30 protein-coding genes and 1 pseudogene are annotated in these 23,445 nt (G+C 64.2%); 18 read left to right on the top strand and 13 right to left on the bottom strand.

The window, feature by feature from the left end:
* Positions 1-79: 79 nt before the first annotated feature.
* Positions 80-571, bottom strand: a complete 492-nt coding sequence (locus B9Y86_RS05530; protein WP_085483892.1) for an FBP domain-containing protein — start codon at positions 569-571, stop codon at positions 80-82.
* Positions 572-962: 391 nt separating this feature from the next.
* Between B9Y86_RS05530 and B9Y86_RS05525 the strand changes: the two genes are divergently transcribed.
* Together B9Y86_RS05525 and B9Y86_RS05520 are read left to right on the top strand one after the other, a co-directional pair.
* Positions 963-1,208, top strand: coding sequence for a type II toxin-antitoxin system Phd/YefM family antitoxin (locus tag B9Y86_RS05525; protein ID WP_085483890.1), 246 nt, complete (start codon positions 963-965; stop codon positions 1,206-1,208).
* The gene (locus tag B9Y86_RS05520; protein ID WP_085483888.1) at positions 1,205-1,591 is read left to right on the top strand and encodes a type II toxin-antitoxin system VapC family toxin; all 387 of its coding nucleotides are present in this window, start codon (positions 1,205-1,207) and stop codon (positions 1,589-1,591) included. Before B9Y86_RS05525 ends, B9Y86_RS05520 begins: the two co-directional genes overlap by 4 nt.
* Positions 1,592-1,600: 9 nt before the next feature.
* Here the strand turns inward: B9Y86_RS05520 and B9Y86_RS05515 are convergent, their stop codons facing one another.
* On the bottom strand, positions 1,601-1,966 hold the full coding sequence (locus B9Y86_RS05515) for an A1S_2505 family phage non-structural protein (RefSeq protein WP_085483887.1): 366 nt from the start codon (positions 1,964-1,966) through the stop codon (positions 1,601-1,603).
* A 32-nt stretch (positions 1,967-1,998) separates the two neighbouring features.
* Complete coding sequence (locus B9Y86_RS05510) at positions 1,999-2,502, bottom strand: hypothetical protein (RefSeq protein WP_139824759.1); 504 nt, start codon at positions 2,500-2,502, stop codon at positions 1,999-2,001.
* On the opposite strand from B9Y86_RS05510, the gene B9Y86_RS05505 reads away from it, so the two are divergent.
* Genes B9Y86_RS05505 through B9Y86_RS05495 form a run of 3 tightly spaced genes read left to right on the top strand, consistent with a single transcriptional unit; the run spans position 2,483 to position 3,856 of the window.
* On the top strand, positions 2,483-2,962 hold the full coding sequence (locus tag B9Y86_RS05505) for an SRPBCC family protein (RefSeq protein ID WP_085483883.1): 480 nt from the start codon (positions 2,483-2,485) through the stop codon (positions 2,960-2,962). The genes B9Y86_RS05510 and B9Y86_RS05505 overlap by 20 nt on opposite strands.
* Positions 2,949-3,479, top strand: coding sequence for a tetratricopeptide repeat protein (locus B9Y86_RS05500; protein ID WP_085483881.1), 531 nt, complete (start codon positions 2,949-2,951; stop codon positions 3,477-3,479). Before B9Y86_RS05505 ends, B9Y86_RS05500 begins: the two co-directional genes overlap by 14 nt.
* Positions 3,480-3,484: 5 nt before the next feature.
* Complete coding sequence (locus tag B9Y86_RS05495) at positions 3,485-3,856, top strand: alpha/beta hydrolase fold domain-containing protein (protein ID WP_139824758.1); 372 nt, start codon at positions 3,485-3,487, stop codon at positions 3,854-3,856.
* Between the two features lie 36 nt (positions 3,857-3,892).
* Here B9Y86_RS05495 and B9Y86_RS05490 read toward each other — a convergent pair whose 3' ends face one another.
* The 6 genes and pseudogenes from B9Y86_RS05490 to B9Y86_RS05470 form a co-directional block, all read right to left on the bottom strand.
* Positions 3,893-4,705: an AAA family ATPase gene (locus B9Y86_RS05490; protein ID WP_085483877.1), complete on the bottom strand. Its 813-nt coding sequence runs from the start codon at positions 4,703-4,705 to the stop codon at positions 3,893-3,895.
* Positions 4,705-5,688 carry a Mu transposase C-terminal domain-containing protein gene (locus B9Y86_RS05485; protein WP_342351718.1) on the bottom strand — a complete coding sequence of 328 codons (984 nt, stop codon included), beginning with the start codon at positions 5,686-5,688 and terminating at the stop codon, positions 4,705-4,707. The genes B9Y86_RS05490 and B9Y86_RS05485 overlap by 1 nt, the downstream gene beginning before the upstream one ends.
* 216 nt (positions 5,689-5,904) lie before the next feature.
* Positions 5,905-6,090: pseudogene (locus B9Y86_RS17855) on the bottom strand (helix-turn-helix domain-containing protein); the annotation flags it as partial.
* Between the two features lie 7 nt (positions 6,091-6,097).
* On the bottom strand, positions 6,098-6,694 hold the full coding sequence (locus B9Y86_RS05480) for a recombinase family protein (protein WP_085483873.1): 597 nt from the start codon (positions 6,692-6,694) through the stop codon (positions 6,098-6,100).
* Positions 6,695-6,872: 178 nt separating this feature from the next.
* Positions 6,873-7,379, bottom strand: a complete 507-nt coding sequence (locus B9Y86_RS05475) for a COG4315 family predicted lipoprotein (RefSeq protein ID WP_055944843.1) — start codon at positions 7,377-7,379, stop codon at positions 6,873-6,875.
* Positions 7,380-7,424: 45 nt separating this feature from the next.
* Positions 7,425-8,573 carry a TDT family transporter gene (locus B9Y86_RS05470; RefSeq protein WP_055944841.1) on the bottom strand — a complete coding sequence of 383 codons (1,149 nt, stop codon included), beginning with the start codon at positions 8,571-8,573 and terminating at the stop codon, positions 7,425-7,427.
* An 86-nt stretch (positions 8,574-8,659) separates the two neighbouring features.
* On the opposite strand from B9Y86_RS05470, the gene B9Y86_RS05465 reads away from it, so the two are divergent.
* Positions 8,660-9,580 carry a LysR family transcriptional regulator gene (locus B9Y86_RS05465; RefSeq protein ID WP_217809177.1) on the top strand — a complete coding sequence of 307 codons (921 nt, stop codon included), beginning with the start codon at positions 8,660-8,662 and terminating at the stop codon, positions 9,578-9,580.
* 55 nt (positions 9,581-9,635) lie between these two features.
* A complete protein-coding gene (locus tag B9Y86_RS05460) occupies positions 9,636-10,184 on the top strand; it encodes a uracil-DNA glycosylase family protein (protein WP_244894646.1) in 549 nt (182 codons plus the stop codon).
* 547 nt (positions 10,185-10,731) lie between these two features.
* Here the strand turns inward: B9Y86_RS05460 and B9Y86_RS05455 are convergent.
* Positions 10,732-11,094: an ArsR/SmtB family transcription factor gene (locus tag B9Y86_RS05455; RefSeq protein WP_176223270.1), complete on the bottom strand. Its 363-nt coding sequence runs from the start codon at positions 11,092-11,094 to the stop codon at positions 10,732-10,734.
* Between the two features lie 88 nt (positions 11,095-11,182).
* On the opposite strand from B9Y86_RS05455, the gene B9Y86_RS05450 reads away from it, so the two are divergent.
* Positions 11,183-12,511: an FAD-dependent oxidoreductase gene (locus B9Y86_RS05450; protein ID WP_055944835.1), complete on the top strand. Its 1,329-nt coding sequence runs from the start codon at positions 11,183-11,185 to the stop codon at positions 12,509-12,511.
* Here the strand turns inward: B9Y86_RS05450 and B9Y86_RS05445 are convergent.
* Together B9Y86_RS05445 and B9Y86_RS05440 are read right to left on the bottom strand one after the other, a co-directional pair.
* Positions 12,508-12,903 carry an arsenate-mycothiol transferase ArsC gene (locus tag B9Y86_RS05445; RefSeq protein ID WP_085483871.1) on the bottom strand — a complete coding sequence of 132 codons (396 nt, stop codon included), beginning with the start codon at positions 12,901-12,903 and terminating at the stop codon, positions 12,508-12,510. The genes B9Y86_RS05450 and B9Y86_RS05445 overlap by 4 nt on opposite strands.
* A 13-nt stretch (positions 12,904-12,916) precedes the next feature.
* Positions 12,917-13,591 carry an arsenate reductase/protein-tyrosine-phosphatase family protein gene (locus tag B9Y86_RS05440; protein ID WP_055944830.1) on the bottom strand — a complete coding sequence of 225 codons (675 nt, stop codon included), beginning with the start codon at positions 13,589-13,591 and terminating at the stop codon, positions 12,917-12,919.
* A gap of 49 nt (positions 13,592-13,640) precedes the next feature.
* On the opposite strand from B9Y86_RS05440, the gene B9Y86_RS05435 reads away from it, so the two are divergent.
* The 9 genes from B9Y86_RS05435 to B9Y86_RS05395 all read left to right on the top strand — a co-directional run bounded on the left by B9Y86_RS05435 (position 13,641) and on the right by B9Y86_RS05395 (position 21,587).
* Positions 13,641-14,396, top strand: coding sequence for an aquaporin (locus B9Y86_RS05435; protein ID WP_055944827.1), 756 nt, complete (start codon positions 13,641-13,643; stop codon positions 14,394-14,396).
* 15 nt (positions 14,397-14,411) lie between these two features.
* Positions 14,412-15,806 carry an FAD-dependent oxidoreductase gene (locus B9Y86_RS05430; protein WP_055944824.1) on the top strand — a complete coding sequence of 465 codons (1,395 nt, stop codon included), beginning with the start codon at positions 14,412-14,414 and terminating at the stop codon, positions 15,804-15,806.
* A 169-nt stretch (positions 15,807-15,975) separates the two neighbouring features.
* A complete protein-coding gene (locus tag B9Y86_RS05425; protein ID WP_055944821.1) occupies positions 15,976-16,230 on the top strand; it encodes a cation transporter dimerization domain-containing protein in 255 nt (84 codons plus the stop codon).
* A 99-nt stretch (positions 16,231-16,329) separates the two neighbouring features.
* Positions 16,330-17,277: a prolipoprotein diacylglyceryl transferase gene (lgt, locus tag B9Y86_RS05420; RefSeq protein WP_082500838.1), complete on the top strand. Its 948-nt coding sequence runs from the start codon at positions 16,330-16,332 to the stop codon at positions 17,275-17,277.
* 509 nt (positions 17,278-17,786) lie between these two features.
* Positions 17,787-17,978: a hypothetical protein gene (locus B9Y86_RS05415; RefSeq protein ID WP_055944818.1), complete on the top strand. Its 192-nt coding sequence runs from the start codon at positions 17,787-17,789 to the stop codon at positions 17,976-17,978.
* A 210-nt stretch (positions 17,979-18,188) separates the two neighbouring features.
* Positions 18,189-18,785 carry a recombinase family protein gene (locus tag B9Y86_RS05410; RefSeq protein ID WP_085483869.1) on the top strand — a complete coding sequence of 199 codons (597 nt, stop codon included), beginning with the start codon at positions 18,189-18,191 and terminating at the stop codon, positions 18,783-18,785.
* 7 nt (positions 18,786-18,792) lie between these two features.
* A complete protein-coding gene (locus B9Y86_RS05405) occupies positions 18,793-20,178 on the top strand; it encodes a Mu transposase C-terminal domain-containing protein (protein ID WP_085483867.1) in 1,386 nt (461 codons plus the stop codon).
* Positions 20,178-20,987: an AAA family ATPase gene (locus tag B9Y86_RS05400; protein WP_085483865.1), complete on the top strand. Its 810-nt coding sequence runs from the start codon at positions 20,178-20,180 to the stop codon at positions 20,985-20,987. Before B9Y86_RS05405 ends, B9Y86_RS05400 begins: the two co-directional genes overlap by 1 nt.
* Positions 20,988-21,056: 69 nt before the next feature.
* Entirely contained in the window at positions 21,057-21,587 is a 531-nt protein-coding gene (locus B9Y86_RS05395; RefSeq protein ID WP_217809176.1) for an alpha/beta hydrolase fold domain-containing protein, read from the top strand.
* On the opposite strand, the gene B9Y86_RS05390 is transcribed toward B9Y86_RS05395, so the two are convergent.
* Entirely contained in the window at positions 21,584-22,597 is a 1,014-nt protein-coding gene (locus B9Y86_RS05390; protein ID WP_085483861.1) for a TerC family protein, read from the bottom strand. The genes B9Y86_RS05395 and B9Y86_RS05390 overlap by 4 nt on opposite strands.
* A gap of 203 nt (positions 22,598-22,800) precedes the next feature.
* On the opposite strand from B9Y86_RS05390, the gene B9Y86_RS05385 reads away from it, so the two are divergent.
* Positions 22,801-23,289: a pyridoxamine 5'-phosphate oxidase family protein gene (locus B9Y86_RS05385; protein WP_085483859.1), complete on the top strand. Its 489-nt coding sequence runs from the start codon at positions 22,801-22,803 to the stop codon at positions 23,287-23,289.
* Positions 23,290-23,445: the final 156 nt, after the last annotated feature.

Raw genomic sequence — 23,445 nt, 5'->3', positions numbered from 1 at the left:
AGCGCGCACGACTTGGCGGTAATCGACCCTCCTCGCCGAATATGGGTCGATTACCGCCACATGGATGCGCCGGGCCGCGTCAGTCGTCGGCGCGAATGTCGTCGGCGAAGGCGGCCGCGCGCTTCTGCAGCGACGCGATGCGCTCGAGCCGCGCGGCCTCCACATCGAAGCCGATATACGCCATCGCGGGCAGCTTGCGCACATTGCGCGAGCACTCGAACTCAGAACACACGAGCGTGCCGACGGTGTCGCCGTTGCGCCCGGCCGCACCCGCGCGACGCGCACTGAAGAAGACCACGTCGTTGGGCAGCTGCACATCCTGGCACCACGAGCATTGGGCTCGGGATGCGGGCTTCGTGTCGGCCCTCCGCAGCAGCACGCCGACCGCGACGTCGCCGACCGGAACGACGACGTACGCGCGTCGGGGGCGCTTCGGGTCGTTCCAGCCGACGTAGTCGAGTTTCTGCCAGTCGATCTCAGCGAACCCGGCGGGCAGGGTGAGGTCGGAGAGTTCTTTGCGGGACGCGTTCACGAAGGATTCGCGGATGGTCTTGTCGTTCAGAGAAAACATGGTGAGTCGCCAATCAGGGTCGGCCCGCGGCTCGGTGCCGTCGGGCGGATGTCGGTTCGGACGTTGTGCGCGCACAGAACGTGCCCGGCGTCGGCCGGCTCGCACACCGCTGGGCCGCGCGCGATGGTCGCGTGCGGCTGGAGAGCGGGGTTATCTGATGCCGGCGAGAGAACTGCCGACAACCCCCTCACGCCCGAAGGGCGACGCCGATGAACAGGAGAGACTCACGAGATCCACTGTAGCCGCCGGCTGGGGGCTCGCCCAGGGGGGCCAGAGCCCGGCTCGATCGAGCATGTCATCCCAGTGGGTCTCGGCGGCGGTCTCACTCGTACTCCAACCGTCCTCAGAACGGACTAAGCTAATCGGACTAAGTCCTGAATAGAGGAGTGAGATGCGAACCGTGAACATGCACGATGCCAAAACGCATTTCTCGCGCCTAGTGTCGGCGGCCGAAGCAGGCGAGTCGATCATCATCGCCAAGGCTGGTCGTCCTGTCGCGAAGCTTGTGGCATTGACTCCCGCCGAGCACGTCATTAAGCAGCGCATCGGTTTTCTTTCCTCAACAGCCGTATTCCCCGACGACACCGACACTCTCCGCGCGGACGAGATCGCAGCGATGTTCTCAGCCGACGAATGAGACTTCTCCTCGATACGCATGTGGTGCTCTGGGCCGCGACCGGCAGCCCTCGGCTGACATCACCACTACGCACGCTGCTTCAGTCCGCCGAGAACACCCTCGTCGTCAGCGCCGCCACGCACTGGGAGATCTCGATCAAGAATTCGCTCGGGCGACCCGATTTCGACGTCGACTTGGTCGCACTGCGTGCAGGCCTGCGAGCAAACGGATATGTCGACCTGCCCGTCACCGCCGAACACGCTGCCGTGCTGGCGGGCCTGCCCGATCTGCACCGCGATCCATTCGACCGAATGCTCGTCGCTCAAGCGCTTTCCGAGGGACTCACGCTGGTTACCGCCGACACCAGGATTCTCGGCTATCCAGTGTCGACAATCGAGGTCTGACGCACGGGTCTAACGACCCGGGTTCAGCTCACGAATGAACGACTCGGGCAGTCGAACGTTCAGCGGCACACGGGCGAAGAGGGGCGCGACGTCGGTCGGCGCATAGCCGGCGATGCCGCAGCCGATCTCGGTGACCAAGAAGGTGAGGTCTGGGCGCATCTCGGCGAACTCGACGAAGATGGCGATCTCGTCGCCCATCGCCTCGAGCCCGCTCATGGTGTCGATCGCGTACGACTCCCCGTGCAACCCGTGGCCCTCGCCCCAGACCGCACCGAAGTCACGCTGCGCCTGGGCCGCCGCGCCGGCGCCGTGATGCCCGCTCGAGTTGGACCCGAAGACGAAGATCTCGCCCGGCTGCAGACTCGTGATTCTCATGGCGGAAGACTACGTCGCTCGCGCCGACCGCACTACCCGGCGAACACCCGCAGAATCACCGTTCCGATGACGATCACCAGAACTCCGACAATCGCCCAGATGAACCACGTGCCGTTCGTCTTTGTGGTTCCCGGCGCGCCGATCTCGCCCGCGAACCACTGCGACGAGGGAGGGCTGTACTCCAGCTCGGGCAACTGATTCGGCTGAAGCACGGTGCTCGCGCTGCCGTAGCTGCGCACGAATGGCATCTCGCACTGCACGTGCACAGGGCGGTCGGCCGGAATCGTGAGCTCATTCGGTCCCCACACCAGAGAAAACCGGTGCCCGTCGAGAAGCACCACGGGGGCAACCCAGCTCGTCGCGATGGTCGGTTGCTTCCTCGTGATGAGATTCAACCGTCGAGTGGGAATCTGCTCAGGCGAGGCGTCTTCAGTCATGAGCGGCAGCTTATCGCCGGGCGTCAGCCGGCGATATCCCTTGATGTCGGAACCGGGGGCATCCGCTACCGTCGAGAGCATGCCCGATGCGTCCTTCATCTACACGATCTACATTCGCGCGACGCCGGAGCGCATCTGGCAGGCGCTCACCGATCCGTCGCTGACCAGCCAGTTCTGGTTCCTCACCCACAGCACCGATTGGGCGGTCGGGTCGACGATGACCTGGCACGTCGCGGGCGTCGACATCGTGGATGCGGAGCAGGTGGTTCTCGTGTTCGACGAGCCCCGCCGGCTCTCGTTCACCTGGCAGACCTTCACCCCCGAGTTCGGAGAGGCAGTCGGAGACGATCCCGAGTTGCTCGCGAGGCTGGCCTCGGAAGAGCGTTCGACTGCGACGTTCGACATCGAGCCCGCGGGAGCCCAGACGAAGCTCACGATCACCCACACCGGCTTCGAGACAGGCAGCGCGGTTCTGGCCGGCGTGACCGACGGCTGGCCGATGGTGCTCTCGAGTCTCAAATCACTACTCGAGACGGGCCAGGCCCTTGCCTTCCACTGACGAAGAGCTTCACGGGGCGATCGCCGAGGGGTACGCGCGCCGAGACCGCAGCAACATGGCCCCGACGATCGAGTACTTCACGGCGCTGCTCGCTCGATTTCCCGACAACCCCGAGGCCATCTACGAGGTCGGCGGCGCATACGACACCGCTGGCGAAGAGGATCGCGCTCGTGGTTTCTACGAACGTGCCCTCGCTGCGGGTCTGCAGGGCGACACGCGGCGCCGGTGTCTGCTGCAATACGGCAGCACCCTGCGCAACCTGGGCCTCTTCGATCAGTCGATAGCGGTTCTGCGCGAGGCGTGCTCCGACTACCCCGACTCCGACTCGCTGCGGGTGTTCCTTGCACTGTCGCTGCATGCGGCGTCGAGAAGCGATGCCGCGGTCGCCGAGCTGCTCACCCTGGCGGCCGACCGCATCCACTCGCCCGATATCGATCGCTACGAGCCGGCCCTTCGCGGCAACGCCGACTATCTGCGCACCCTCGACGCCGCAGCACAGGAACGCGCACAACAATAGTGCTCATGGTCACCGTTCCAAGCGGCATCGTCGCTCCCGCGCTGCGACTCGCGCGCGCCAACCGCACCTTCGTCTCTGCAGACGAGGCCCGACGCCATGTGCGGGCCCGCTCGCTCAGGCCGACGTCGTACGCACCGCCCGGCCGGCTGCATCCGGATGTTCGGGTCGACGTCGCCGAGCATGGCGGCTGGCCCGTGTATACGGTCGCGCCTCGCATCGGAACGCCGGTCGGCAGCCTCGTCTACGTTCACGGTGGCGGCTGGGTGAACCAGATCGTGAGCCAGCACTGGCACCTCGCAGCCCAGATCGCCGCAGAAGCCAACACCACGGTCACCGTGCCGATCTACCCGCTGATTCCCTTCGGCTGTGACTGTTAGCGCTTCATGGCGGTGTTCTGTGATCGCTTCGTGTCGCTAGTTGCCGATGACGAGGATGCTGGCTGCGGCTTCGACGACGTCGTCGGTGATGGTGTCGAGCTGGTTGATCTTGAGTACCCGGTTGATTTGGGGGAAGAGTCTTTCGAGGAGGCGGAAGTTGCCGCGGGTGATGCGTTCGATGGCGGCGATTGCTTGCGAGTCGGTGAAGTCGTCAGGGTCGAGAGTCCTGCCCAGTCGCTTCCAATGGCGGTCGAGAACGAAGAGGAGCTCGTCGCGTCCGAGGGTGCGGTAATGGTGTGAGAACCCGAGCCGGCTGTAGAGCTGGGGGTAGTGGCGAAATCGTTCGTCGATGCCGGGCATGCCGATCAGGATCATCGCAAGGTGGGTGCGGTCGTGTTTGTCGCGGAGCAGTTCCAGGGCGGTGGGAGTGAGCCGTTCGGCTTCGTCGATGATCAGCAGCTCCACAAAACGAGTGACGTCTTTCTGCTTTGCGGCCGCGGCCCCTGGGGTCAGGGATCGGAGGTGCTCGTCGGCGCAGATCCCGACTTTGATCTGCCAGTGCATGATCTCGTTCATCAGCGATTTGGGACTGCAGAGCACTTCGGGTGTGTAGAAGACGGTTCGGGATCGGTTCGCCAGAGCGTAGTGCGGAGCGTCTTGGTCGCCGCGGGGTCCCCAATCATTGATGTAGGCCTCGAGGGCGTCCCAGTTCGCGTAGCGGCGGGCGGAGTTGGTTTTGCCGACGCCGGCGGCCCCGTGGCAGATCCCGATGGTCTTCTCCTTCCGGACAGCGTTGGCGAATTCGGTGAAGCGCCGGTGTTCCTTGGTGACGATGAATGCTTGATTCATCACTCGTCCTCTTCGTAGGTGCGAAGCCGCGGCCGCTGCTTCGTGGGTTCGGGGGTGCGCGGTTCCTCGCGGGTAGCAACTGTTGGGATGCGATCGTTGATGACGCGACGCAGCTGCTTGCGGCGGGCGCGGCGGGCCGTTTCAATGTCGCGGAGGCTGAGTCGGAGGTTGGGGTGGGCTTCGTCGATGGCGGTGCAGATGAACGTGTCACGGTCGTAAACGCGGATCTCGGAGATGTCGCGTGGATCGTACCGGATCGTGATGGTGTGCCCAACAAAAGGCGCAAGAGTCGGGGCGAGGTAACGCTGGCCTTGGAAGTGGATGCCATCACGTTGCACCACCCGGCTCTTCGGAACAGTAAGGAGCAGCCCGTCGAGTTCTTCGAGACTCTCTGGCATTCGGGGTAACCAGCCGTCGCCAACCCAGGCGTCCCTCGGTGAGATCCCCAACTCGCTATGGATTCTGTCGTTATAGGTGCCGATGAATTCACCGATCGCGCGATCGAGCCCTGCCAGGTCGAGAACTGGTTGTGGTGTCCGGCTGCCGGGTCCGAGATGTCCGGGGAGGGTGCTGAGGAGTTCGGTGTTGATAGTGCCGAAAAACCGTTCGATCTTGCCCCGCCCCTGGGGTCGTCCGACGGTCGAGTGGATGATCCTGACGTGCAGGGCAATGGCGGTCCGCTCGAGGTGGTGGCTGATGAAGTCGGAGCCGTGGTCGACGTGCAGGATGTCCGGGATGCCGCACATCGCCCACGCCGGGTCTGTTTTTCGCCAGATCGCCTGCCGAAGGGCCAGGGCAGTGTTGATTGCTGAGGGGGCGCCGGTGAAGACCATGTACCCGCAGATCGCGCGGGAGTAGTCGTCCATCACTGTGGTCAGCCAGGGCCGGTCGGGTTTCCCATCGGCGCCGGCGATGAGGATGTCGAGTTCGGTGTGGTCGGACTGCCAGGTCTGGTTGGGGTGTTCCGCACGGCGGCGGAACACGAGCTCGTGCTTGTCCCGGTACGAGACCGGTCCCTCGAGAGCGAGTGCGACCAGCGCCGGATCGAGGGCTTGGACGATCTGCCTGACGGTCGCATAGCTCGGCGCCGGCAGCTCTCGTGCCCGCGCATCGATGACGGCAAGGCGATGCAGCGTGGCGATACTCGGGCGAGGTCGGGTGAGCGCCAACCGTTCGACAAGCTGGACTGTCTCGGCCGAGGTTCGGCGGACACCCTTGTCTGTGCGTGGATGAGGATCGAGGGCTGCGACGCCGCCTACTCGGTAGAGCTGGTGCCAGCGTTGCAGTGTCCGTGCGGAAATCCCGGTCTCTCGGGCGAGGTCAACTAGCGAGATCTGGTCTTCGACATGCAGCCGAAGAACACGCCAACGCTCGGCTGCGTCCACGAGTCACCTACACGGTCGCGCTCTCGCGAGCCGCGAAGGCCTGCTGGTGGCGGTACAAAGTGGCCCGGCTCCACCCGACGAGTTTCGCCGCGTCCTCAGCGGTCCGTCCCTTCGCTCGAGCTTCGGAAACAAGCTTGAGCTTGTCGGCAACTACGACGGGGTCCGACAGCGGCCTCCCGAACCTGGTTCCGCCTTTCCGGGCAGCCGTGATCCCGGCGTTCACGCGTTCCGTGATCAGCTCACGTTCGTACTCGGCCAATGTGGCGAGCATGTTCAACATCAGCCGGCCCGAGGTCGTCGACGGGTCGATGCCATCCGAGATGCTCTTCACCTGCACGTCCCGCTCTCGAAGCAACTTCACCGTGTTGAGAACATCGATGAGGGATCGTCCAAGACGATCGACCCGCCACACCACGACCGTGTCACCTGGCTTGGCGTACTCCAGGAGCTTCTTCATCCCGGGGCGCGAGATCGCGGTCCGACTGCCCGAGGTGACGTCGGCGAAAATGTCCCGCTCCTGCACGCCGGATTTGACGAGGGCGTCGACCTGCAGCTTCGCGTCTTGGCTCTTGGTGCTAACCCGTGTGTATCCGAGATGTCTCACTAGGCCATTGTGCCTCAGAAACTGCTAGAAGCGGTGGAAGAAAGACACTTTGCGGTAAGACATGTTTCCGGGACAGATGGTGCCCCGGAACTCCGCCACTTCTTCCCGCGGCTCGGGAGAGGTTTCGCGTGCCTCGGAAAGCTTTAGTTAGATGAGGCACAAAGCCAAAGCCTGAATATCAGCCTGCAGCGGGTGTGATTACCTTTTCGCCCGCGGGTGTGAGCGCGTGCCAGGTGCCTTTGACACCTTGTCCTTCGACGTCGCCGGGGGCGGCGTCTTTAGAGAAGGTGTAGATCGGCATGCCATTGACGGTGATCTGTTTGGCACCGTTCACGCCGGTGATCGTGCTTATGGTGCCGGTGATGCCGGTGACGGTCGGGGTAGCTGAGGTGGTGGTGATGGCGGGCCAGGTAGTTGCGCACACGTCGGTGCAGCTGCTGGTTCCGGAATTGGGTACATCGGTGTCGAAGGCGTAGGCGGTGAGTCCTTCGCCGTTGACGATGATCGTGCCGAGGCTGCTTGTCGCGGTTGCAGCGTCCGACTCCGCCACTGTCGGCACAGATGAAGTGGGGATGCTCGATGGTGCCGAGCCTGAGGCCGCGGAGGTATTGCTGGCCGAGCAACCTGCCAGTGCAAGCGTGGCGAATGTGGCTGCCGCAAGGGTGAGGGCAATCTTCGATTTCATCGGGAGGTCTCTTTCAGAGTGAGGTGAGGTGTGGTGCGGGGTGGTTCAGACGGTCTTCGCTGCAGGGGGCATGAAGAGAACGCCGGTGAGGGCGCTGCCGTGGAATGTGCGGACGGCCACGACTGCCCAGGCGGTGAGAAGTGCGGCGAAGGCGAATACGGCGGCGACCTGGAACGCGACTGATCCGGTGTGCAGGGCTACCCCGGTGAGGCCGGTGACGCAGGTACCGACGGGAAAGGTGAACGACCACCATGTCAACGAGAACGGGAGGTGTTCGCGTGCGGTTCGCACGGTGATCGCTAGGGCGAGTGCTGCCCAGAGGGCTGCGAAACCGAGTACGGGTACCCCGTAGATCACGCCGAAGGCCTGAAGGGCGTCGGCGAGGGATGTGGTGGTAGCGAGGTGGGCGTTGCCGCCGAGCAGGTTCACGGCGGTGACGGATTGGCCGAGCGGGCCAAGCACGATCCAGAGCGTCGGAACCATCGCGGCCGCACCGATCTTGTGCGTGGTGAGGCGCGACCAGATGAGGGTGATGACGATGAGAGAAGCGAGGAGGCTGAGGCCGAACATCCCGTAGCAGGCCAGCAGCATGGTGAGCCTGGCCTGGCCCTCGGGCAGGTACGGGATGAGCAGGGCGCCTGTCGACGCAGAGACCATGGGCGGCACGATGGGCATCAGCCAGCCGCCAAACGCGCTGTCGGCCGAGACCGTGAACTTCGTGAAGGTCAGGTACGGCACCGCGACAGCGGTTGCCAGGCCCATGATCGTGCCGAGGGCCCAGAGCACGGCGTCGATGGCGACGGCGGTCTGTTCGCCGAGAACGTCCCGGCCGAGGAGGATGGTTCCGGCCCCGACGGTGAGGAGGGCCATCGCGGGCGCCCCGTAGAAGTGGGCCATGACGGGGTTCAAGTGGTGGGTGCGGGCCGTCTCCCTGTTCGTGACCCAGTGCATGACCGTCGCGGCGGTGAGCGCGACGAGCAGCACGCTGGCGATGACCCACACCACTGTCGCCGCAGCGCGAAGGCCGGCGAACTGCAGGGGGAGGGTGGCGGCGGCGTTGGCTACGATTCCTGTGCCCATGACCGACGCGTACCAGTTCGGCGTGATGTTCCGGAACATGTGCATCGGGTGTTCGAGCTCGCGCATAAGCATCCGTGACGGGGTGGCGGGTCGGACGGCCTGGGCGGTTGACATGCTTCAACCCTCCTCTTCGCGGGGCGACCGCAGAAGACCGTTAGGCTTGTGGGGTCACAAGCAGAGCTTGTGGGAACGGGACGATCGTGAGCGACTTCGAACTGCCTGATCTGAAAAGTCTGCAGACTCTCGCGGCCGTGGCAGAGTTCGGCAGTCTCACGTCTGCTAGCACGAACCTCGGGGTGACCCAGCAGGCGGTCTCCTCGCGCATCCGCGCCCTGGAAGTCCGCACCGGATCCGAGCTCGTGACCCGGTCGGCCCGTGGTTCCCAGTTGACCGAGGCGGGCATGCTGGTGGCCGGTTGGGCGCAGGATGTGCTGGATGCTGCCGACCGGTTCGAGATGGCGGTCAGAGCTCTCCGAGACGCACGTCATTTGCAGCTGCGGGTCGGCGCGAGTCTGACGGTCGCCGAGCACCTCATGCCGGAGTGGTTGGTTGCGTTCCAGGCGGGGAGCGGGCATCCGGCTGCCGTCGATCTGGCCGTGGCGAATAGTCGTAGTGTTGTTGAGCAGGTGCGCGCGGGTGCCCGCGACATCGGGTTCATCGAGACCCCCGACGTGCCTTCCGACCTCGAATCGCGGGTCATCGGGTTCGACGAGCTTGTTGTCGTGGTCGGGGTGAACCATCCATGGGCGCGGCGTCGACGCGCGGTCAGCGCAGCAGAGCTCGCCTCGACCGCCCTGGTGGTCCGTGAAGAGGGTTCCGGCACGAGGCGCACGCTCGAACTCGCCCTCGGAGCGCTCGAGTCACCGCTGGTTCCGGATGCTCCCGCTTTGGTGTTGCCAACAACGACCGCGATCCGTTCCACCGCCGCCTCGGGTAGTGCGCCCGCGGTGCTGAGCTCACTCGCCATCCGCGACGACGTGACGCTCGGTCGCCTCGTTCGGGTTCGTATTGCGGGACTGGCGCTGAAGCGTCCGCTCACGGCGGTGTGGGCGCGCAGCACAACCGGCCTGCCGGAGAACGCCGAGCGACTGCTTCTGATCGCCCGGACGCATGCACGCTGAAACGACAGGGGTCGCGGGGAGAGCATCGAAGCTTGATCGCCTGGAAGAACCGCATGTGGCAGCCCTGAACGCACTCGTTCGACGGCTGCGCACAGCCGACCACGGCGCCCGGGTAGTGCCATGGGTCGACCCCGACAGTGGTGGAGTGCAAGCACGAGTGCTGGTGCTCTTCGAGAGCCCGGCGAATCTGACGGCGAGCGCCAACTCTTCGGCTTTCAGTTCAGAAGACAACGTGAACCCTACGTCGCGGTCATTCAAAGCCGCGCGTCTAGAGGCTGGAATGTCGCGTGGCGACTACGTGCGGTGGAACGTGGTCCCTTGGCCACTGTTCGACGCAGCCGGCGGGCGCCGCGTACCCAACGCCGACGACCTCAACGACGCGCAACCTGCTCTTGCTGCCATCATCGCTTTGATGCCGAGCCTGACCTCGATCGTGACGTTTGGTGCGACAGCGCTGACCGGGATCATGCGGTACTACACCCTGCATGCTCAACCGGTCATCGTGCCCGTGTTGGCGGCGCCGCACCCATCACCCGCGAACGGGCACCGGCGGGCCGAGAACCACGTGCGCGCGGTCAACGCGCTGCGCCGATCACTTCGCTGAGTCGACGCCATCGGGTCTGCTGACGATTCGGTTTCTGTCGTCGCGCGGCGCGCGGAGATACCCAACGCGGACGCCCTCGCCCGCTCGAGATGTCTTCAACCAATGCGTGTCAAAACGCATGCGATCCAAAACAGCCCGACTCCTGATCCCCGCCACCGAGCGACCACAGAACACCGCCCTGTACCGATCAACTCCACACCGCTAGATGGAGCGGTTTCCACGAACTCGCTGCGACTGTGGATTTGATCGATACGTGGCGGTGTTCTGTGATCGATAATTGGCGCGTGGGGCCAGTGACTACATGTCGTCCTTCGTGACGGGTGGTCGCCTTGCCCGCGTGCCATTTCGTCCACGCGAAGCTGTCCTGGTGGGAAAACAATTTTCTACTTGACGGTCAGGTGTCAAACGTGACAATTTATTTACATACGGTGAGACTCCTGTCCCACTGTCGGGATCCGAGCCCTAAGCTCGGTTTTTTTGTGCCGATTTCATGGGTCTGAGCGCGCACAGTGCCCTCACCTGCGCTGTGGCCGACTGAGGCGGATGGCTATCCCGGGAGTCCTGGACGTAGGGCTTGTGCTGCTCGATCGAGAGCGTCATCCAAGACGCGGAAATAGGCCCAGCGACCGCGTTGCTCACGCATGGCCAGGCCGGCGTCGACGAGTTGCTTCATGTGGTGCGAGACGGTCGGCTGCGACAGTCCGACCGGTTCTGTGAGATCGCAGATGCAGGCCTCCCCGTCCTCGCTTGCAGCGATCAGGGACAACAGGCGGATGCGCGTCGGGTCACCGAGGGCCTTAAATGTGCGGGCGAGCTGTTCAGCTTCTTCCGCACTCAACACCCCGCCTGTCACCGGGCTGCAGCACGCAGCGCCGGCCTCGGTCGCCAGCAGGGGAAGAATGATCGTCATGACCCGATCTTCTCACGTCGTATTGACATCTGTCGATAGATCGATCAGTCTCGATGCATCGAACATTGTCGATCTATCAGGAGTTGTCATGCAGAAGAACGAGCTGCCCGTCGTCGTCATCGGGGCAGGCCCCCAGGGTCTCGCCGCCGCCGCGCACCTGGTCGATCGCGGCCAGGCCGTGCTGCTCTTCGAAGCAGGCAAAACCGCAGCTGCAGGGGTTTCGGAGTGGGGGCACGTGCGATTGTTCTCGGAGTGGGGTGAGCTTGTTGACGCGGCAGCGGCACGGTTGCTCGGGCCCACCGGCTGGCAGACTCCGACGGCGGGATATCCCACGGGTGCGCAGTGGATCAGCGGGTACCTCGCCCCTCTTGCCGCGGTCCTCGGCGAGCACATCCGATACGACTCTCGCGTGGTTGGCGTATCTCGTCGTGGCCGCGACCGTTTGGTCGACGCGGGCCGGGCAGAGCAGCCCTTCACCGTGCATATCGAAGCTGCCGATGGCACCGAGTACCGGGTGGATGCACGTGCGGTGATCGACGCATCCGGCACCTGGTCAAGTCCGAACCCCGCCGGGGCCGATGGATTGCCCGCGCTCGGAGAGAAAGCGGCCGCAGATCTGCTTGACTACCGCATCCCGGACTACCGAATGCGGACGGAGTACGAGGGCCGACACAGTGTCGTCGTTGGATCTGGCCACTCGGCAGTCACCTCGGTAATCGCGCTCGGCCGGATCGCCCGTCGCGACCCGGCGACGAAGGTCACGTGGGTTCTACGCCGAGGGGTGGTCGGGAACACCTTCGGCGGTGGTGCGGCTGACGAACTGCCGGCCCGGGGTCAGCTGGGCATCACGGCGAAAGAGTTCGTCGACGCCGGCCTGATCGACATGGTGACCGGCTTCCGCGTCGAACAGATCGCCCGTGACGGTGACCAGGCGGTACTCACCAGCGAGGACGGCCGCAGCCTGGCCGCAGCCGATCACGTCGCCGTGCTCACCGGTTTCCGCCCAGACCTCTCGTTCCTATCGGAACTTCGCCTCGAGCTGGATGCGACCCTGCAGGCACCGATCCGGATCGCGGCAGAAATTGACCCGAATCTTCACTCGTGCGGTTCAGTCGCAGCGACCGGGGCCCGTGACCTCGCTCAGCCCGAACCCGACTTCTACCTGGTCGGTGCAAAGTCTTATGGGCGCGCCCCGACCTTCTTGGCCATGACCGGGTACGAGCAGGTGCGCTCCGTCGTGGCCGCGCTGGCCGGTGACCATGAAGCGGCCGCCCGGGTCGAGCTGCAGCTCCCGGATACCGGGGTCTGTGGCGGGGCGGGCTTGTTCGACTCAGCCGGCACCGGAATCGGCGGGAGCTGCTGCGCCCTGCCGGAGAAGCAATTGATCCAGCTCGGCCGCGCCCCGGCATCCGTCTAGCGGGTCAGCAGTTCCGCCTCGATGCGCGCCGCGACCGCCTCGCGCATCGGGCGCACCGCCTCGGCATCCCAGGATTCGGGATTGGCGAAAGACCACTCCAGCACTTCACCGCGGGGCGTCGACGGCAGCGCCAGTCCGGGCTTCATGAGCACCACAATGTCTGCCTCGTCAAGGTCGGCCGGCGTGACGGCGCGCGGCACGTTGCCGGAGATATCGACTCCGAGCTCCGCGACCGTCGCGGCCACCGCCGGGTTGACGACGTCAGCCGGCGCAAGTCCAGCTGAGCTCGCGTTGAACCGGTCGCTGCCGAGGTGCCCGAGAAGGGCTGCGCCGAGTTGGGAGCGGCCGGCATTGTGCTGGCAGATGAACAAGACGGTGGGTGTGGCGGTCATGATTTCTTCCGGGTTAGGATGCGACCAGGCGGGGCGCCAGGTCGTCAATTCGGTGCTGCAAGTCATCGAGGACGGCGTCGAATGCGGCATCGGTGCCGATCCGAACAGGGTCAGGGATCGACCAATGCGCCCCCTCGCGCAGGCCCAATTCTTCGTGCGCGTTGTCGCACACGGTCACCACGAAGTCGCCGGCAGCGAGCACATCGGGCAAAGCTTGGGGACGTACGCCGGGAAGGGTCAATGAGTGGCGGGCGGCTGTGGCGATCGCGCCCGACGCGATCTGCTCGGCCGGGTGAGTGCCGGCCGATGCGGCGGGGATGCTGCTGACCCTGTTCCACAGGGCAACGGCGAGTTGCGAGCGGGCCGAGTTCGCGGTGCAGACGAACAGCACCCTCCGCGCTGACCCCACCGCACCAGGCACGAGCCCCTCCAGAGCGTGCTCGGTCAGCCGCACATAGGAGCGCCGCTTGTCCGCCTCGGAGCGGTGCCGGGTGAGCATACCCACCGACTCGAGCACGTTCAGGTGGTGGGTGACGAGGTTCGAGCGCATGGTCAACGAGTCGCTGATTTCCGATGGGGCCAGCTCGCCGACGGTCAGCAGGTCGACGATGCGGAGGCGCGCAGGATCGCTGAGCGCGGCGTGCTTCGCAGCACGCCACTGCAACTCGTCATTTCGCTCAATATTCATTGTTTCAATCTTGACTGAACTACCCTGCGCGAGTCAAGATGAGGTCGACATGAAAACCTCTCAGACCCACACCCCGCACTTTCGGCCGCATCTGGCGCGCCGGGTCGCTGCCGAATTCGTGGGCACCGCGCTGCTGGTGACCGTGGTTGTGGGATCCGGGATCGCCGCGCAGCAACTCTCGCCCCGCGACGTCGGCCTGCAGCTGCTCGAGAACAGCATCGCGACCGCCCTCGGCCTGGCCGTATTGATCCTGATGCTCGGCCCGGCGTCGGGTGCGCACTTCAACCCCGTCGTCTCGCTGGTTGATTGGCTCATCGGTCGCCGCACGAAGACCGGATTACCGACCAGAGACCTTGCCCCGTATCTGTTGGCGCAGATCGGAGGAAGCATCACGGGCACACTTTTGGCCGGCATCATGTTCGACACCGCGCCCGCCTTCTCGACCACCGTCCGGGCATCGGGCGGGCACCTGGTGGGCGAGGTCGTGGCCACGGCGGGCTTGGTGCTGCTGATCTTCGCTCTCGCCCACACCGGTAAGGGTCACGTCACCGCGGCCGCGGTCGGTGTGTATATCGGGGCGGCGTACTGGTTCACCAGCTCGACGTCGTTCGCGAACCCCGCCGTGACGATCGCCCGCATGTTCACCGACACCTTTGCCGGCATCGCTCCGGCATCCGTCGCCCCGTTCATCCTGGCGCAGCTGCTCGGCGGAGCCCTGGGGCTCGGTCTGCTGTTTGTGTTCTACCCGGCCGCCACCCACACCGCTCGCGATGTCGTTGTTACTCATCCTGTCAAAGCCCACTGAAAGGCACCCATCCTCATGCATCTTGTAGCAATCGGCGGAAGCGACGCCGGAATCTCCACCGCACTCCGCGCCCGCGAACTTGACCCCAGCGTTGACGTGACCGTCGTCGTCGCGGACTCCTACCCCAACTTCTCCATCTGCGGGATTCCGTACTACTTCTCCCGCGAGGTGAACCCGTGGCAGTCCCTCGCACACCGCACCCACGCGGACCTGGAAGCGACCGGTATGCAGCTCCGGCTCGACACCCTCGCCACCGGCATCGACGTCGCCGGCCAACAGCTCACCGTTCGGGACGCGAACGGGCAGGAATCGACCATCGCGTACGACGAGCTGATGGTCGGCACCGGAGCATCCCCGTCGACCGCGGGCATCGCCGGCGTCGGCCCCGGCGGGCTCGGCCCAGACGACGGTGTGCACGTGCTGCACTCAATGGGCGACACCTTCACCCTCGAGCGCTACCTCGACGGGCACCAGCCCGAAACCGCGATCATCGTCGGCGCCGGCTACGTCGGCCTCGAAATGGCCGAAGCCCTCACCATCCGCGGCCTCCGCGTGACACAGCTACAGCGCGGCCCCGAAGTGCTCTCCACCCTCGACCCCGAACTCGGCTCCCTCGTCCACGACGAACTCGCCCGACACGGCGTCGACGTCGTCACCAACGCCCGCGTCGAAGCCATCACCCGCACGGACGGCCGCCTCACCGTGACCGGCTCCGAAAACGGCCAGGGCTACGCCCGTAACGCGGACGTTGTTCTCCTGGTCGTCGGCGTCCGCCCGAACACCAGCCTGCTTACCGGCGCCGGAGCTACCACCGGGCCCGGGGGCGCTGTCGTCGTCGACGAGCAGATGCGCACCGGCCTGCCCCACGTGTTTGCTGCAGGTGACGGTGTGGTCACCCACCACCGTCTTCTCGGTATCACCTACCTCCCGCTCGGCACAACCGCGCACAAGCAGGGCCGCGTCGCCGGAGAAAACGCGATCGGCGGCAACACGCGTTTTGCTGGCAGCCTCGGAACTCAGGTGGTGAAAGTCTTCGACCTCGTAGCCGCCCGTACCGGCCTCCGGGACCATGAGGCCATCGCTGCCGGCTTCACACCTCTCAGTGGCACCGCAATCGCGGATGACCACAAGGCGTACTACCCGGGATCGAAACCGCTCAGCATCCGCATCACCGGCGACGCTGACACCGGGCTCCTGCTCGGGGCGCAACTCGTCGGAGCGCGCGGCGCCGAAATCGCCAAACGCGTCGACACCTACGCCACCGCCCTGCACCACAGCATGACCGTCGACGCGATGAGCGACCTCGACCTCTCCTACACGCCCCCGCTCGGCTCACCATGGGATGCCGTCCAGGTCGCCACCCAAGCATGGACCCGAGAGCTCCGAGCCACGACCCTAGCCCGGACCTAACAGCGGCAGTCAGAAACCCCCGATATTGCGCAGGACCAGAGGAAGCCGGATACTGGTCCTGCGCCTTTGTTGCGCGGAAAAACCTTGGTCGGCCATCGAGCCGGCCTTTTTTGTTCCCGGCTCAACCACAGATCAGCGGAGAACCGTTCGCAGTATCGGGCGCCGCCTCATGGATGGCATCGAACCCGAGCTCGTCGAGCGAGCGCGGCACACGATCGAACACACCCCGGGGTTTCTTGCCGTGCCTTCATTGCAGCTGCGATGGGTCGGCCACCGACTCCAGGGCGCTGCCACGATAGCTGTCGCTGACATGCCGATCTCAGCCGCCGAAACGATCGTGCACGACATCAGGCACGAGATCTCACATACCCTTCCGAACCTGGATCATCTGACCATCTCGACGACAGTGGAGATCACGAGGTAAGGTTCGTGGATCCAATTTGGTCGATAGCCCTCAGCGCAGCCAGCAGCGTCCTGCTGCGGTCTCAGTCTCACATTTGAGGCGATTATGCTGCCTCTCGTGATGACCACCAACGTGCTGGGACTGGTCCCAGCGTCGATTCCAAGCCCGCCGCCGGAATGGGCCTCGTTCTCTTTGGGCCCGTTGACCGTTCACGTGTACGCGCTGTGCATTCTCAGCGGCATTGTGGCTGCCCTATTTATTACCCAGCGGCGGCTCTCTGCCCGAGGTGCAGGGAACGGGGTCGTGCTCGACATCATCATGTGGGCCGTACCGATCGGCATTGTGGGTGCACGTTTTTACCATGTGTTCACTCACCTCGGCGACTACTTCTACCCGGACGCGAACTTGTGGTTGGTATTCGCCATCTGGGACGGCGGCAACGCCCTCTACGGTTCGCTGCTGGGCGGGGCAGTCGGCGCCTACATCGGGTGTCGGCGACACAACATCCGCTTCTGGTCTTTCGCCGACGCCGTCGCCCCGGCTTTGCTCGTAGCCCAGTCGTTGGGACGCATCGGAAACTACTTCAACCACGAATTGTTCGGGCTCCCGACCACGCTGCCGTGGGGGCTAGAAATCTTGCCGACCGACACAATGTTCCCGGACGGTCTGCCGGCCGGGACCCTGTTCCACCCGCTGTTCCTCTACGAGATCATCTGGAACCTGACCGGATTCGCCGTCCTCCTCCTGCTTGAGCGCCGACTTGCCCTCCGCTGGGGCCGCACTCTCGGCCTTTACCTCGTCTGGTATGGACTCGGCCGCAGCTGGCTCGAAGCGATTCGCATCGACCCGACCAGCGATGGGTTCCTTGGGATCCCTGCAAACATCTGGGCATCCTTCGCTGCCATCGCTGTCGGCACGATCATCTTCATCATCCAAGGCCGACGCCACCCCGAGACCGAAAAGTCCATCTTCCGAGTTGAACCCGCGCTGGCTACAAGCGACACGGACCCCGCCGCAGAAGCCTCACCGCGAAAATTCGGCACTGACACTCACATCCTCAGGCCCTAAACCGCATACCCAAGTGACGGAGTATCTCCTGTGGCAACTCCCGCCTGGTAGATGCGTTCGATGTCTGCCCCAGCCGGTGGTGCGCATGGGGCGGAGGTTCACCGACTCGCTCGGGTCGGGCGAGTTTGAATCGGCTATTGCGTGAGACCAGAAAGGGACGCATACTGGTGTCACGCCTTTTGTGCGTGGAAAAACCTGGTCGGCCATCGTGCCGGCCTTTTTTGTGCCCTCCCGGCCGCACGTCGACGGCGCAGAGAACCTGCTCAAGATGTTTGACTTCACGGCGCTGCCACCCCTCCAGCCACAATGAGCCGATTGGTCATCGACGATCACCCGCCGGCCGATGCCGGCTTTTTTGTGCCCGGCCGGGCTATGAGCAATCTGATGCTCCCTGGCCCCCTCCTTGCTAGCCACCGCTCCTTTCTGGTCGTTGGCTTCTCAGCTCACCTCGCCACTCGGCGAGGTGCCATCAGGGCGCGTTCGCGCGTCCGTTCTCGCGGAGGTCTCGCATGACGAACCTGCTGCCCGAGTCCACGGAGGAGGTGAACCTTTTGATCGCTTTTGTCAGCGCAACTCCCCAGCTGTTGACGATTGTTGTCTTTGCCCCACTTGTCTATGTCGTCGTCTTCGGTAAGAGCAACAAACCGGCTAAGCGCATCGAGAAGTTCATCAAGTCGTGGAACCGCACGCCCAAGGCGTAGCGCAACTCGAAAAAGCACCCTCCTCCGCGAGGGGAGAGCTCTGTCCAAAAACGTCTCGAAAAGCAATAGCTTTTCGAGACATGTATTGAGTGCTCGAATGGCGAAACTAATCGCGCGACTTTTCGCGGCAGGTTTTGTCTTAGAAAGATGTCTCGCCGCACAGTGTCTCAGCGCAGTGACCGACAGGGGTTTTTGAGTCAGAATGGAAGCATGAGACTTCTTGGGTACACGCGGGTGAGTACGTCGAGTCAGGACGCGCAACTGCAGCTCGATGCTCTCGTCGAGGCTGGCGTTCAGAAGCGAGACGTGTTCGCCGACGTCACCTCCGGGAGCAAGACCGCGATCGAGCGTCGCGGGATGAAGAAACTCCTCGAGCACGCAGAGTCCGGTGACACGGTCGTAGTGTGGCGGGTCGATCGCCTCGGTCGCTCCCTGATCGATGTGCTAAACACAGTGAACTTGCTACGAGACCGCGGTATCCACGTGCGCTCCATATCTGATGGCATCGACCCCGCGACATCGACTGGTCGGCTGATGCTCAACATGTTGGCCACGCTCGCCGAGTACGAACGTGAACTGATCGTCGAACGAGTCAATGCCGGCATTGCTGCCGCCAGGCAGAACGGGACTCGCTTCGGCCGACCTCTGTCGGACCCAGCCGTCATCGCCGACAAGCTCGCGATCGCAGCCGACGCTCGAGCCAGAGGACGCACGGCCGAAGACGCCGCCCGGCTTGTCGGCTGGAGTCGAGCAACTCTCTACCGCCACCAGCAGGTTGTCGCCGGACGCGAAAGCACCGTCGTGTAGAGATGAAATGAACGACGAAGAGCGGTGGCGGATTCTTCGGCTCCACGTCGAAGACCAGATACCCCTCGCTGTCCTCGCCCGAAATACGGGAGTCGCCCTTCGAACGCTGCAGCGCTGGCACCAGCTGTACCGTGACCGCGGCAGCGCCACCTTCGATTCCCGCCCTCGAGCAGACGCCGGCACCCGCCGCACTGCACCCGAGACAGTGAAGTTCATCGAACGGCTCGCGCTGACCAGGCCGCGCCCCGCCCTCGCGACACTGCACCGCCTCTCCGTCAACGAAGCAGAACGGGCCGGCAAACCGGCGCCGAGCTATGCCACCGTCCGGCAAATCGTCCAGGCACTGGATCCGGCCCTCGTCACCCTCGCGCTGGAAGGCCCGACCTCATATCGCGACAAGCATGAGCTCGTCTTTCGTCGCCGAGCTGAACGTCCGAATCAAATCTGGCAGGCGGACCATACCGAACTCGACGTCCTGATCACCGGCGTCGGCGGAAAGCCGGACCGGCCCTGGCTGACGATCGTGATGGATGACTGCTCAAGGGCAATTTGCGGATACACAGTCTTCACCGGCGCACCCTCAGCGCTCAACACGGCCCTTGCTCTGCGCCAAGCGATCTGGCGAAAGACCGACCCGGCGTGGGCGATGTGCGGCATCCCCGACATCCTCCACGTCGACCATGGATCAGACTTCACCAGCCACCACCTCGAACGCACCGCCATCGAGCTGCGCATCCGTATCATCCATTCCACAGTCGGGCGACCCCAGGGCCGAGGCAAGATCGAGCGCTTCTTCCGAACGATCAACACCGAACTCCTCGTCACCCTCCCGGGACACACCCGCCCCGGCGACAGAAAACCTCAGCCCGTACTCGATCTCGCCACCCTCGACCAGGCCATCGGCGCGTTCATCTCGACATACAACGCCCGCTCGCACCGCGAACTTGGCCTCTCGCCGCGGGATGCCTGGGTCGCTGAAGGCTGGCTCCCGCGCATGCCCGACAGTCTCGAAGAACTCGACGGGCTCCTGCTCACGGTCCCCAAGAGTCGCGTCGTGCAACGAGACGGCATCCACTTCCAAGGCCAGCGCTACCTCGCACCGACACTGGCCCCCTTCGTCGGGCACACCATTACCATCCGCTACGACCCCCGCGACATCTCCGAGATCCGCGTCTACGACCGCAACACCTTCGTGTGTGTCGCCGTCGACGAAGCCCACCCCAATCTCCGGATGAGCCTCCGCGACATCGAAACGGCCCGACGGGCCCGCCGCAAACAGCTCCGGCACACGATCAACGACCGCATCCCCACAGCCGTCACTCGCGACGAGCCGCGCGACACCGCGGCCACTCCACACCGGCGCCGGCTCCGCACCTATGAAGAGGACGAGTGATGAACCAGACATTCATCGTGACCAAAGAACACCGACGCTTCACCGAGTTTGCCAACGCCGTCCGGAAGGAACGAACCATCGGCATCTGCCACGGCGATGCCGGAGTCGGCAAAACCAACTCCGCCCGCCGCTACGCAAACTGGGACAGCCTCGAGCCATACATCAACGAATGGGGGCCTCGAGGCGATCACGATGCCAAGCACTACGCTCTTGCTAATCGTTCCCGCACCGTCTTCTACACACCTGAAGTGCTGAGCAGGCCCAAAGAACTTATGCACGACATCGACCATTGGATAATCAGGGTCGGTCTCTGCGCAGACGAACATCTCAGGACACTCGAGGCCGAGCCTCGCACCAAAGCTGGCGCCGTCACCCGTCTAGTAGAACTACTCATCATCGATGAAGCAGAGAGACTCAACGCCACGGCCCTTGAACTGCTCCGTGACCGACACGACCGCGAACACCTCTCGATGATCCTCATCGGCATGCCCGGCATCGACCAACGATTCCGGCACTACCCCCAGCTGTACAGCAGACTCGGGTTCTCCCACCACTATCGCACCCTCGGCCGCGACGAACTCCTCTTTGTGCTCGACCGCCACTGGAAACGCCTCGGCCGAACCCTCGACCCCGACGACTTCACCGATGCTCAGGCCATCGCCGCGATCGAACGCATCACGCGCGGCAACTTCCGCCTCCTCGAACGACTCTTCCCCCAGATCGCTCGTGTGCTCAAGATCAACGAGCTCGAAACCATCACGGACGACGTCATCGAAGCCGCGGCCAGCATTCTCGTCATCGGCAACTAACGCCACAAAGCGATCACAGAACACCGCCACCGAGCGATCAAATCCACACCCTTCGGCACGGCCTTCGAGGTGGCGTCGCACATCGGCGACCTCGTTCGAGACAACATCGATCGCTACGGCAGCGCCGGCATCGGCGGAGACTCGGCGGGCGGCCAGATCTCGTTGTCGGTGGCGCTCTCTCTACGCGACTCCCACGGCATCGTGTTGCCGCAGACGATGCTGATTTCTCCAGCGCTCGACCTCACCTGGAGCAACCCGCAGATCCCGCGGGTTCAGCCCACCGATCCGTGGCTGGCGACGCCGGGTGGCAAGGTCTTCGCCGAGTACTGGCGTGGCGACAGCGACCTGCTCGATCCCGTGGTGAGCCCACTCTTCGGAGACCTCGCCGGGCTCGGGCCGATCACCCTCTTCTCGGGAACGCGCGACGTGCTCAACCCCGACGCCCACCTACTCGTAGAGAAGGCGGCGGACGCCGGGGTCGAACTCGATTTTCACGAGGGCGTCGGCCAGGTGCACGTGTTCCCGTTGCTGCCGACCCGTATCGGGCGTGACGCGCGCGCGGTCATCGTGTCACGCATCCGGAGCTCGCTAAGCGCTTAGAGCTTGCCCTCTTTGACGTCTTCGGCGACGGCGACCTCGTCGCGGCGGGCGTCGCCGCGCGTCTTGCGCAGGCTGAGCACGGTTGCCACCGTGATAGTGAGGCCGATGAAGACGAGCGAGAACCAGATCGGGATCTCGGGAACCCACAGCAGGGGCTCTCCGCCGTTCACGAACGGCAGTTCGTTGACGTGCAGGGCATGGAACACGAGCTTCACGCCGATGAACGCGAGGATGACCGCGAGGCCCTGAGCGAGGTAGACGAGGCGCTCGAGCAGTCCGCCGATGAGGAAGTACAGCTGGCGCAGGCCCATGAGCGCGAACGCGTTGGCGGTGAAGACGATGTAGGCCTCGTTGGTGAGACCGTAGATCGCAGGAATCGAGTCGACCGCGAACACCAGGTCGATGAAGCCAATCGCCACGATGGTGAGAAGCATCGGGGTGAAGAAGCGCTTGCCGTCGATCTTCACCGCGATCTTGTCTTCGTGGTAGTCGTTCGTGATCGGCAGCACCCTGCGCGCGAACTTCACGATCTTGCCGTTGGCCGGGTCTGACTCGTGGTTCGAGAACGCCTGGCGGTAGGCCAGCACCAGCAGCAGCGCGCCGAAGATGTAGAAGATCCACGAGAAGTTGTCGATCAGCGTCGCACCCACGGCGATGAAGGCTCCGCGCATGATCAGCGCGATGATGATGCCGATCATCAGCACCTTCTGTTGGAACGCCTTGGGAACGGCGAATCCGGTCATCACGATCAGGAAGACGAAGAGGTTGTCGATCGACAGCGCCTTCTCGGTGAGGTAGCCGGCGAAGTACTCTCCGCCGAAATTCCAGCCGGAGAACATGCCGATGCCGACTCCGAAGAGCAGGGCGAGGCTGATGTAGAACACCGACCAACGGGCCGATTCGGCGATGGTCGGTTCGTGCGGCTTGCGCACATGCACGAAGAACTCGAAGACGAAGAAGGCGATCGTCACGGCGATGGTGATCAGCCAGACGAGAGGTGTGATCTGCATAGGGGTTGCTCCACGGTCGGGTGTAGAAGAACCAAGGTCTCTTCCACCCTCACGATGTGAAGGCCGGCTGCCCGGAACCCGTCGATGGGTCCGTACTGACGAGTCAGCCGCGCGGGAATACTCCCCTTGCACGCACAAGTCTATCCCCTGTCGCCGACCAGCGTGCTGCCCGAAGGTTGAGAGTACCCAGAGAAGGAGAAGAAATGTCTGATTCCTCAGCCGACGTCGCCAAGGTCGCCGAACTCGTCCGCGAGTTCCGATTCGCGATGGTCACGACCGTCAACACCCTGGGCGAGCTCGTCGCCCGCCCGCTCACTGTTCAGGAGGCCGAGTTCGACGGCGACCTGTGGTTCATCGTCGCCCGTGACTCGCACGAGGTCGCCGAACTCGCCGTCAACCCGATCGCCGGAGTCTCGTTCGCATCGAACGACACGTGGGTTTCACTCACCGGCACAGCCAAGCAGGTCGACGACCAGGCACGAGTCAAGGAGTACTGGAATCCTTTTGTGGAGGCCTGGTTCCCTGACGGCCCCGAAGACCCGAACGTGACACTCGTCAAGTTCTCCGCCTCCGGCGCGGAGTATTGGGACAGCCCCGGGGGCCGCATCGCCTCGGTCATCAGCTTCGTGAAGTCGAAGGTCACGGGCTCGGCTGGCGGTGGCAGCGAGAACGCGAAGGTCGATCTCGACTAGAGCACGCCACGAACGCAGAATGGCCCGCCACGTTTGTGGCGGGCCGTTCTGGTTGTGCTGGTCTGGTTGTGCTGGGGTGTTACTTGGTGTTGACGGTGATCTTGGCGATTCCGACGAGGAGGCCGGCCTTGACGGCGTCGGTCTTGAAGGTCTTGT

The sequence above is a fragment of the Agreia pratensis genome, from assembly GCF_900177685.1.
Taxonomy (GTDB): domain Bacteria; phylum Actinomycetota; class Actinomycetes; order Actinomycetales; family Microbacteriaceae; genus Agreia; species Agreia pratensis.
This window is presented reverse-complemented; position numbering and strand designations above follow the sequence as displayed.

Excerpts from the sequence above, each read along its gene's own strand:
- B9Y86_RS05385 (WP_085483859.1), top strand. The coding sequence starts at position 22,801 with ATGTCTGATTCCTCAGCCGACGTCGCCAAGGTCGCCGAACTCGTCCGC.
- B9Y86_RS05405 (WP_085483867.1), top strand. The coding sequence starts at position 18,793 with ATGAACGACGAAGAGCGGTGGCGGATTCTTCGGCTCCACGTCGAAGAC.
- B9Y86_RS05505 (WP_085483883.1), top strand. The coding sequence starts at position 2,483 with ATGCCCGATGCGTCCTTCATCTACACGATCTACATTCGCGCGACGCCG.
- B9Y86_RS05430 (WP_055944824.1), top strand. The coding sequence starts at position 14,412 with ATGCATCTTGTAGCAATCGGCGGAAGCGACGCCGGAATCTCCACCGCA.
- B9Y86_RS05470 (WP_055944841.1), bottom strand. The coding sequence starts at position 8,573 with ATGTCAACCGCCCAGGCCGTCCGACCCGCCACCCCGTCACGGATGCTT.
- B9Y86_RS05525 (WP_085483890.1), top strand. The coding sequence starts at position 963 with ATGCGAACCGTGAACATGCACGATGCCAAAACGCATTTCTCGCGCCTA.
- B9Y86_RS05400 (WP_085483865.1), top strand. The coding sequence starts at position 20,178 with ATGAACCAGACATTCATCGTGACCAAAGAACACCGACGCTTCACCGAG.
- B9Y86_RS05425 (WP_055944821.1), top strand. The coding sequence starts at position 15,976 with ATGGATGGCATCGAACCCGAGCTCGTCGAGCGAGCGCGGCACACGATC.
- B9Y86_RS05510 (WP_139824759.1), bottom strand. The coding sequence starts at position 2,502 with ATGAAGGACGCATCGGGCATGCTCTCGACGGTAGCGGATGCCCCCGGT.
- B9Y86_RS05410 (WP_085483869.1), top strand. The coding sequence starts at position 18,189 with ATGAGACTTCTTGGGTACACGCGGGTGAGTACGTCGAGTCAGGACGCG.
- B9Y86_RS05415 (WP_055944818.1), top strand. The coding sequence starts at position 17,787 with ATGACGAACCTGCTGCCCGAGTCCACGGAGGAGGTGAACCTTTTGATC.
- B9Y86_RS05490 (WP_085483877.1), bottom strand. The coding sequence starts at position 4,705 with ATGAATCAAGCATTCATCGTCACCAAGGAACACCGGCGCTTCACCGAA.
- B9Y86_RS05515 (WP_085483887.1), bottom strand. The coding sequence starts at position 1,966 with ATGAGAATCACGAGTCTGCAGCCGGGCGAGATCTTCGTCTTCGGGTCC.
- B9Y86_RS05445 (WP_085483871.1), bottom strand. The coding sequence starts at position 12,903 with ATGACCGCCACACCCACCGTCTTGTTCATCTGCCAGCACAATGCCGGC.
- B9Y86_RS05475 (WP_055944843.1), bottom strand. The coding sequence starts at position 7,379 with ATGAAATCGAAGATTGCCCTCACCCTTGCGGCAGCCACATTCGCCACG.
- B9Y86_RS05520 (WP_085483888.1), top strand. The coding sequence starts at position 1,205 with ATGAGACTTCTCCTCGATACGCATGTGGTGCTCTGGGCCGCGACCGGC.
- B9Y86_RS05390 (WP_085483861.1), bottom strand. The coding sequence starts at position 22,597 with ATGCAGATCACACCTCTCGTCTGGCTGATCACCATCGCCGTGACGATC.
- B9Y86_RS05455 (WP_176223270.1), bottom strand. The coding sequence starts at position 11,094 with ATGACGATCATTCTTCCCCTGCTGGCGACCGAGGCCGGCGCTGCGTGC.
- B9Y86_RS05435 (WP_055944827.1), top strand. The coding sequence starts at position 13,641 with ATGAAAACCTCTCAGACCCACACCCCGCACTTTCGGCCGCATCTGGCG.
- lgt (WP_082500838.1), top strand. The coding sequence starts at position 16,330 with ATGACCACCAACGTGCTGGGACTGGTCCCAGCGTCGATTCCAAGCCCG.
- B9Y86_RS05530 (WP_085483892.1), bottom strand. The coding sequence starts at position 571 with ATGTTTTCTCTGAACGACAAGACCATCCGCGAATCCTTCGTGAACGCG.
- B9Y86_RS05440 (WP_055944830.1), bottom strand. The coding sequence starts at position 13,591 with ATGAATATTGAGCGAAATGACGAGTTGCAGTGGCGTGCTGCGAAGCAC.
- B9Y86_RS05450 (WP_055944835.1), top strand. The coding sequence starts at position 11,183 with ATGCAGAAGAACGAGCTGCCCGTCGTCGTCATCGGGGCAGGCCCCCAG.
- B9Y86_RS05495 (WP_139824758.1), top strand. The coding sequence starts at position 3,485 with ATGGTCACCGTTCCAAGCGGCATCGTCGCTCCCGCGCTGCGACTCGCG.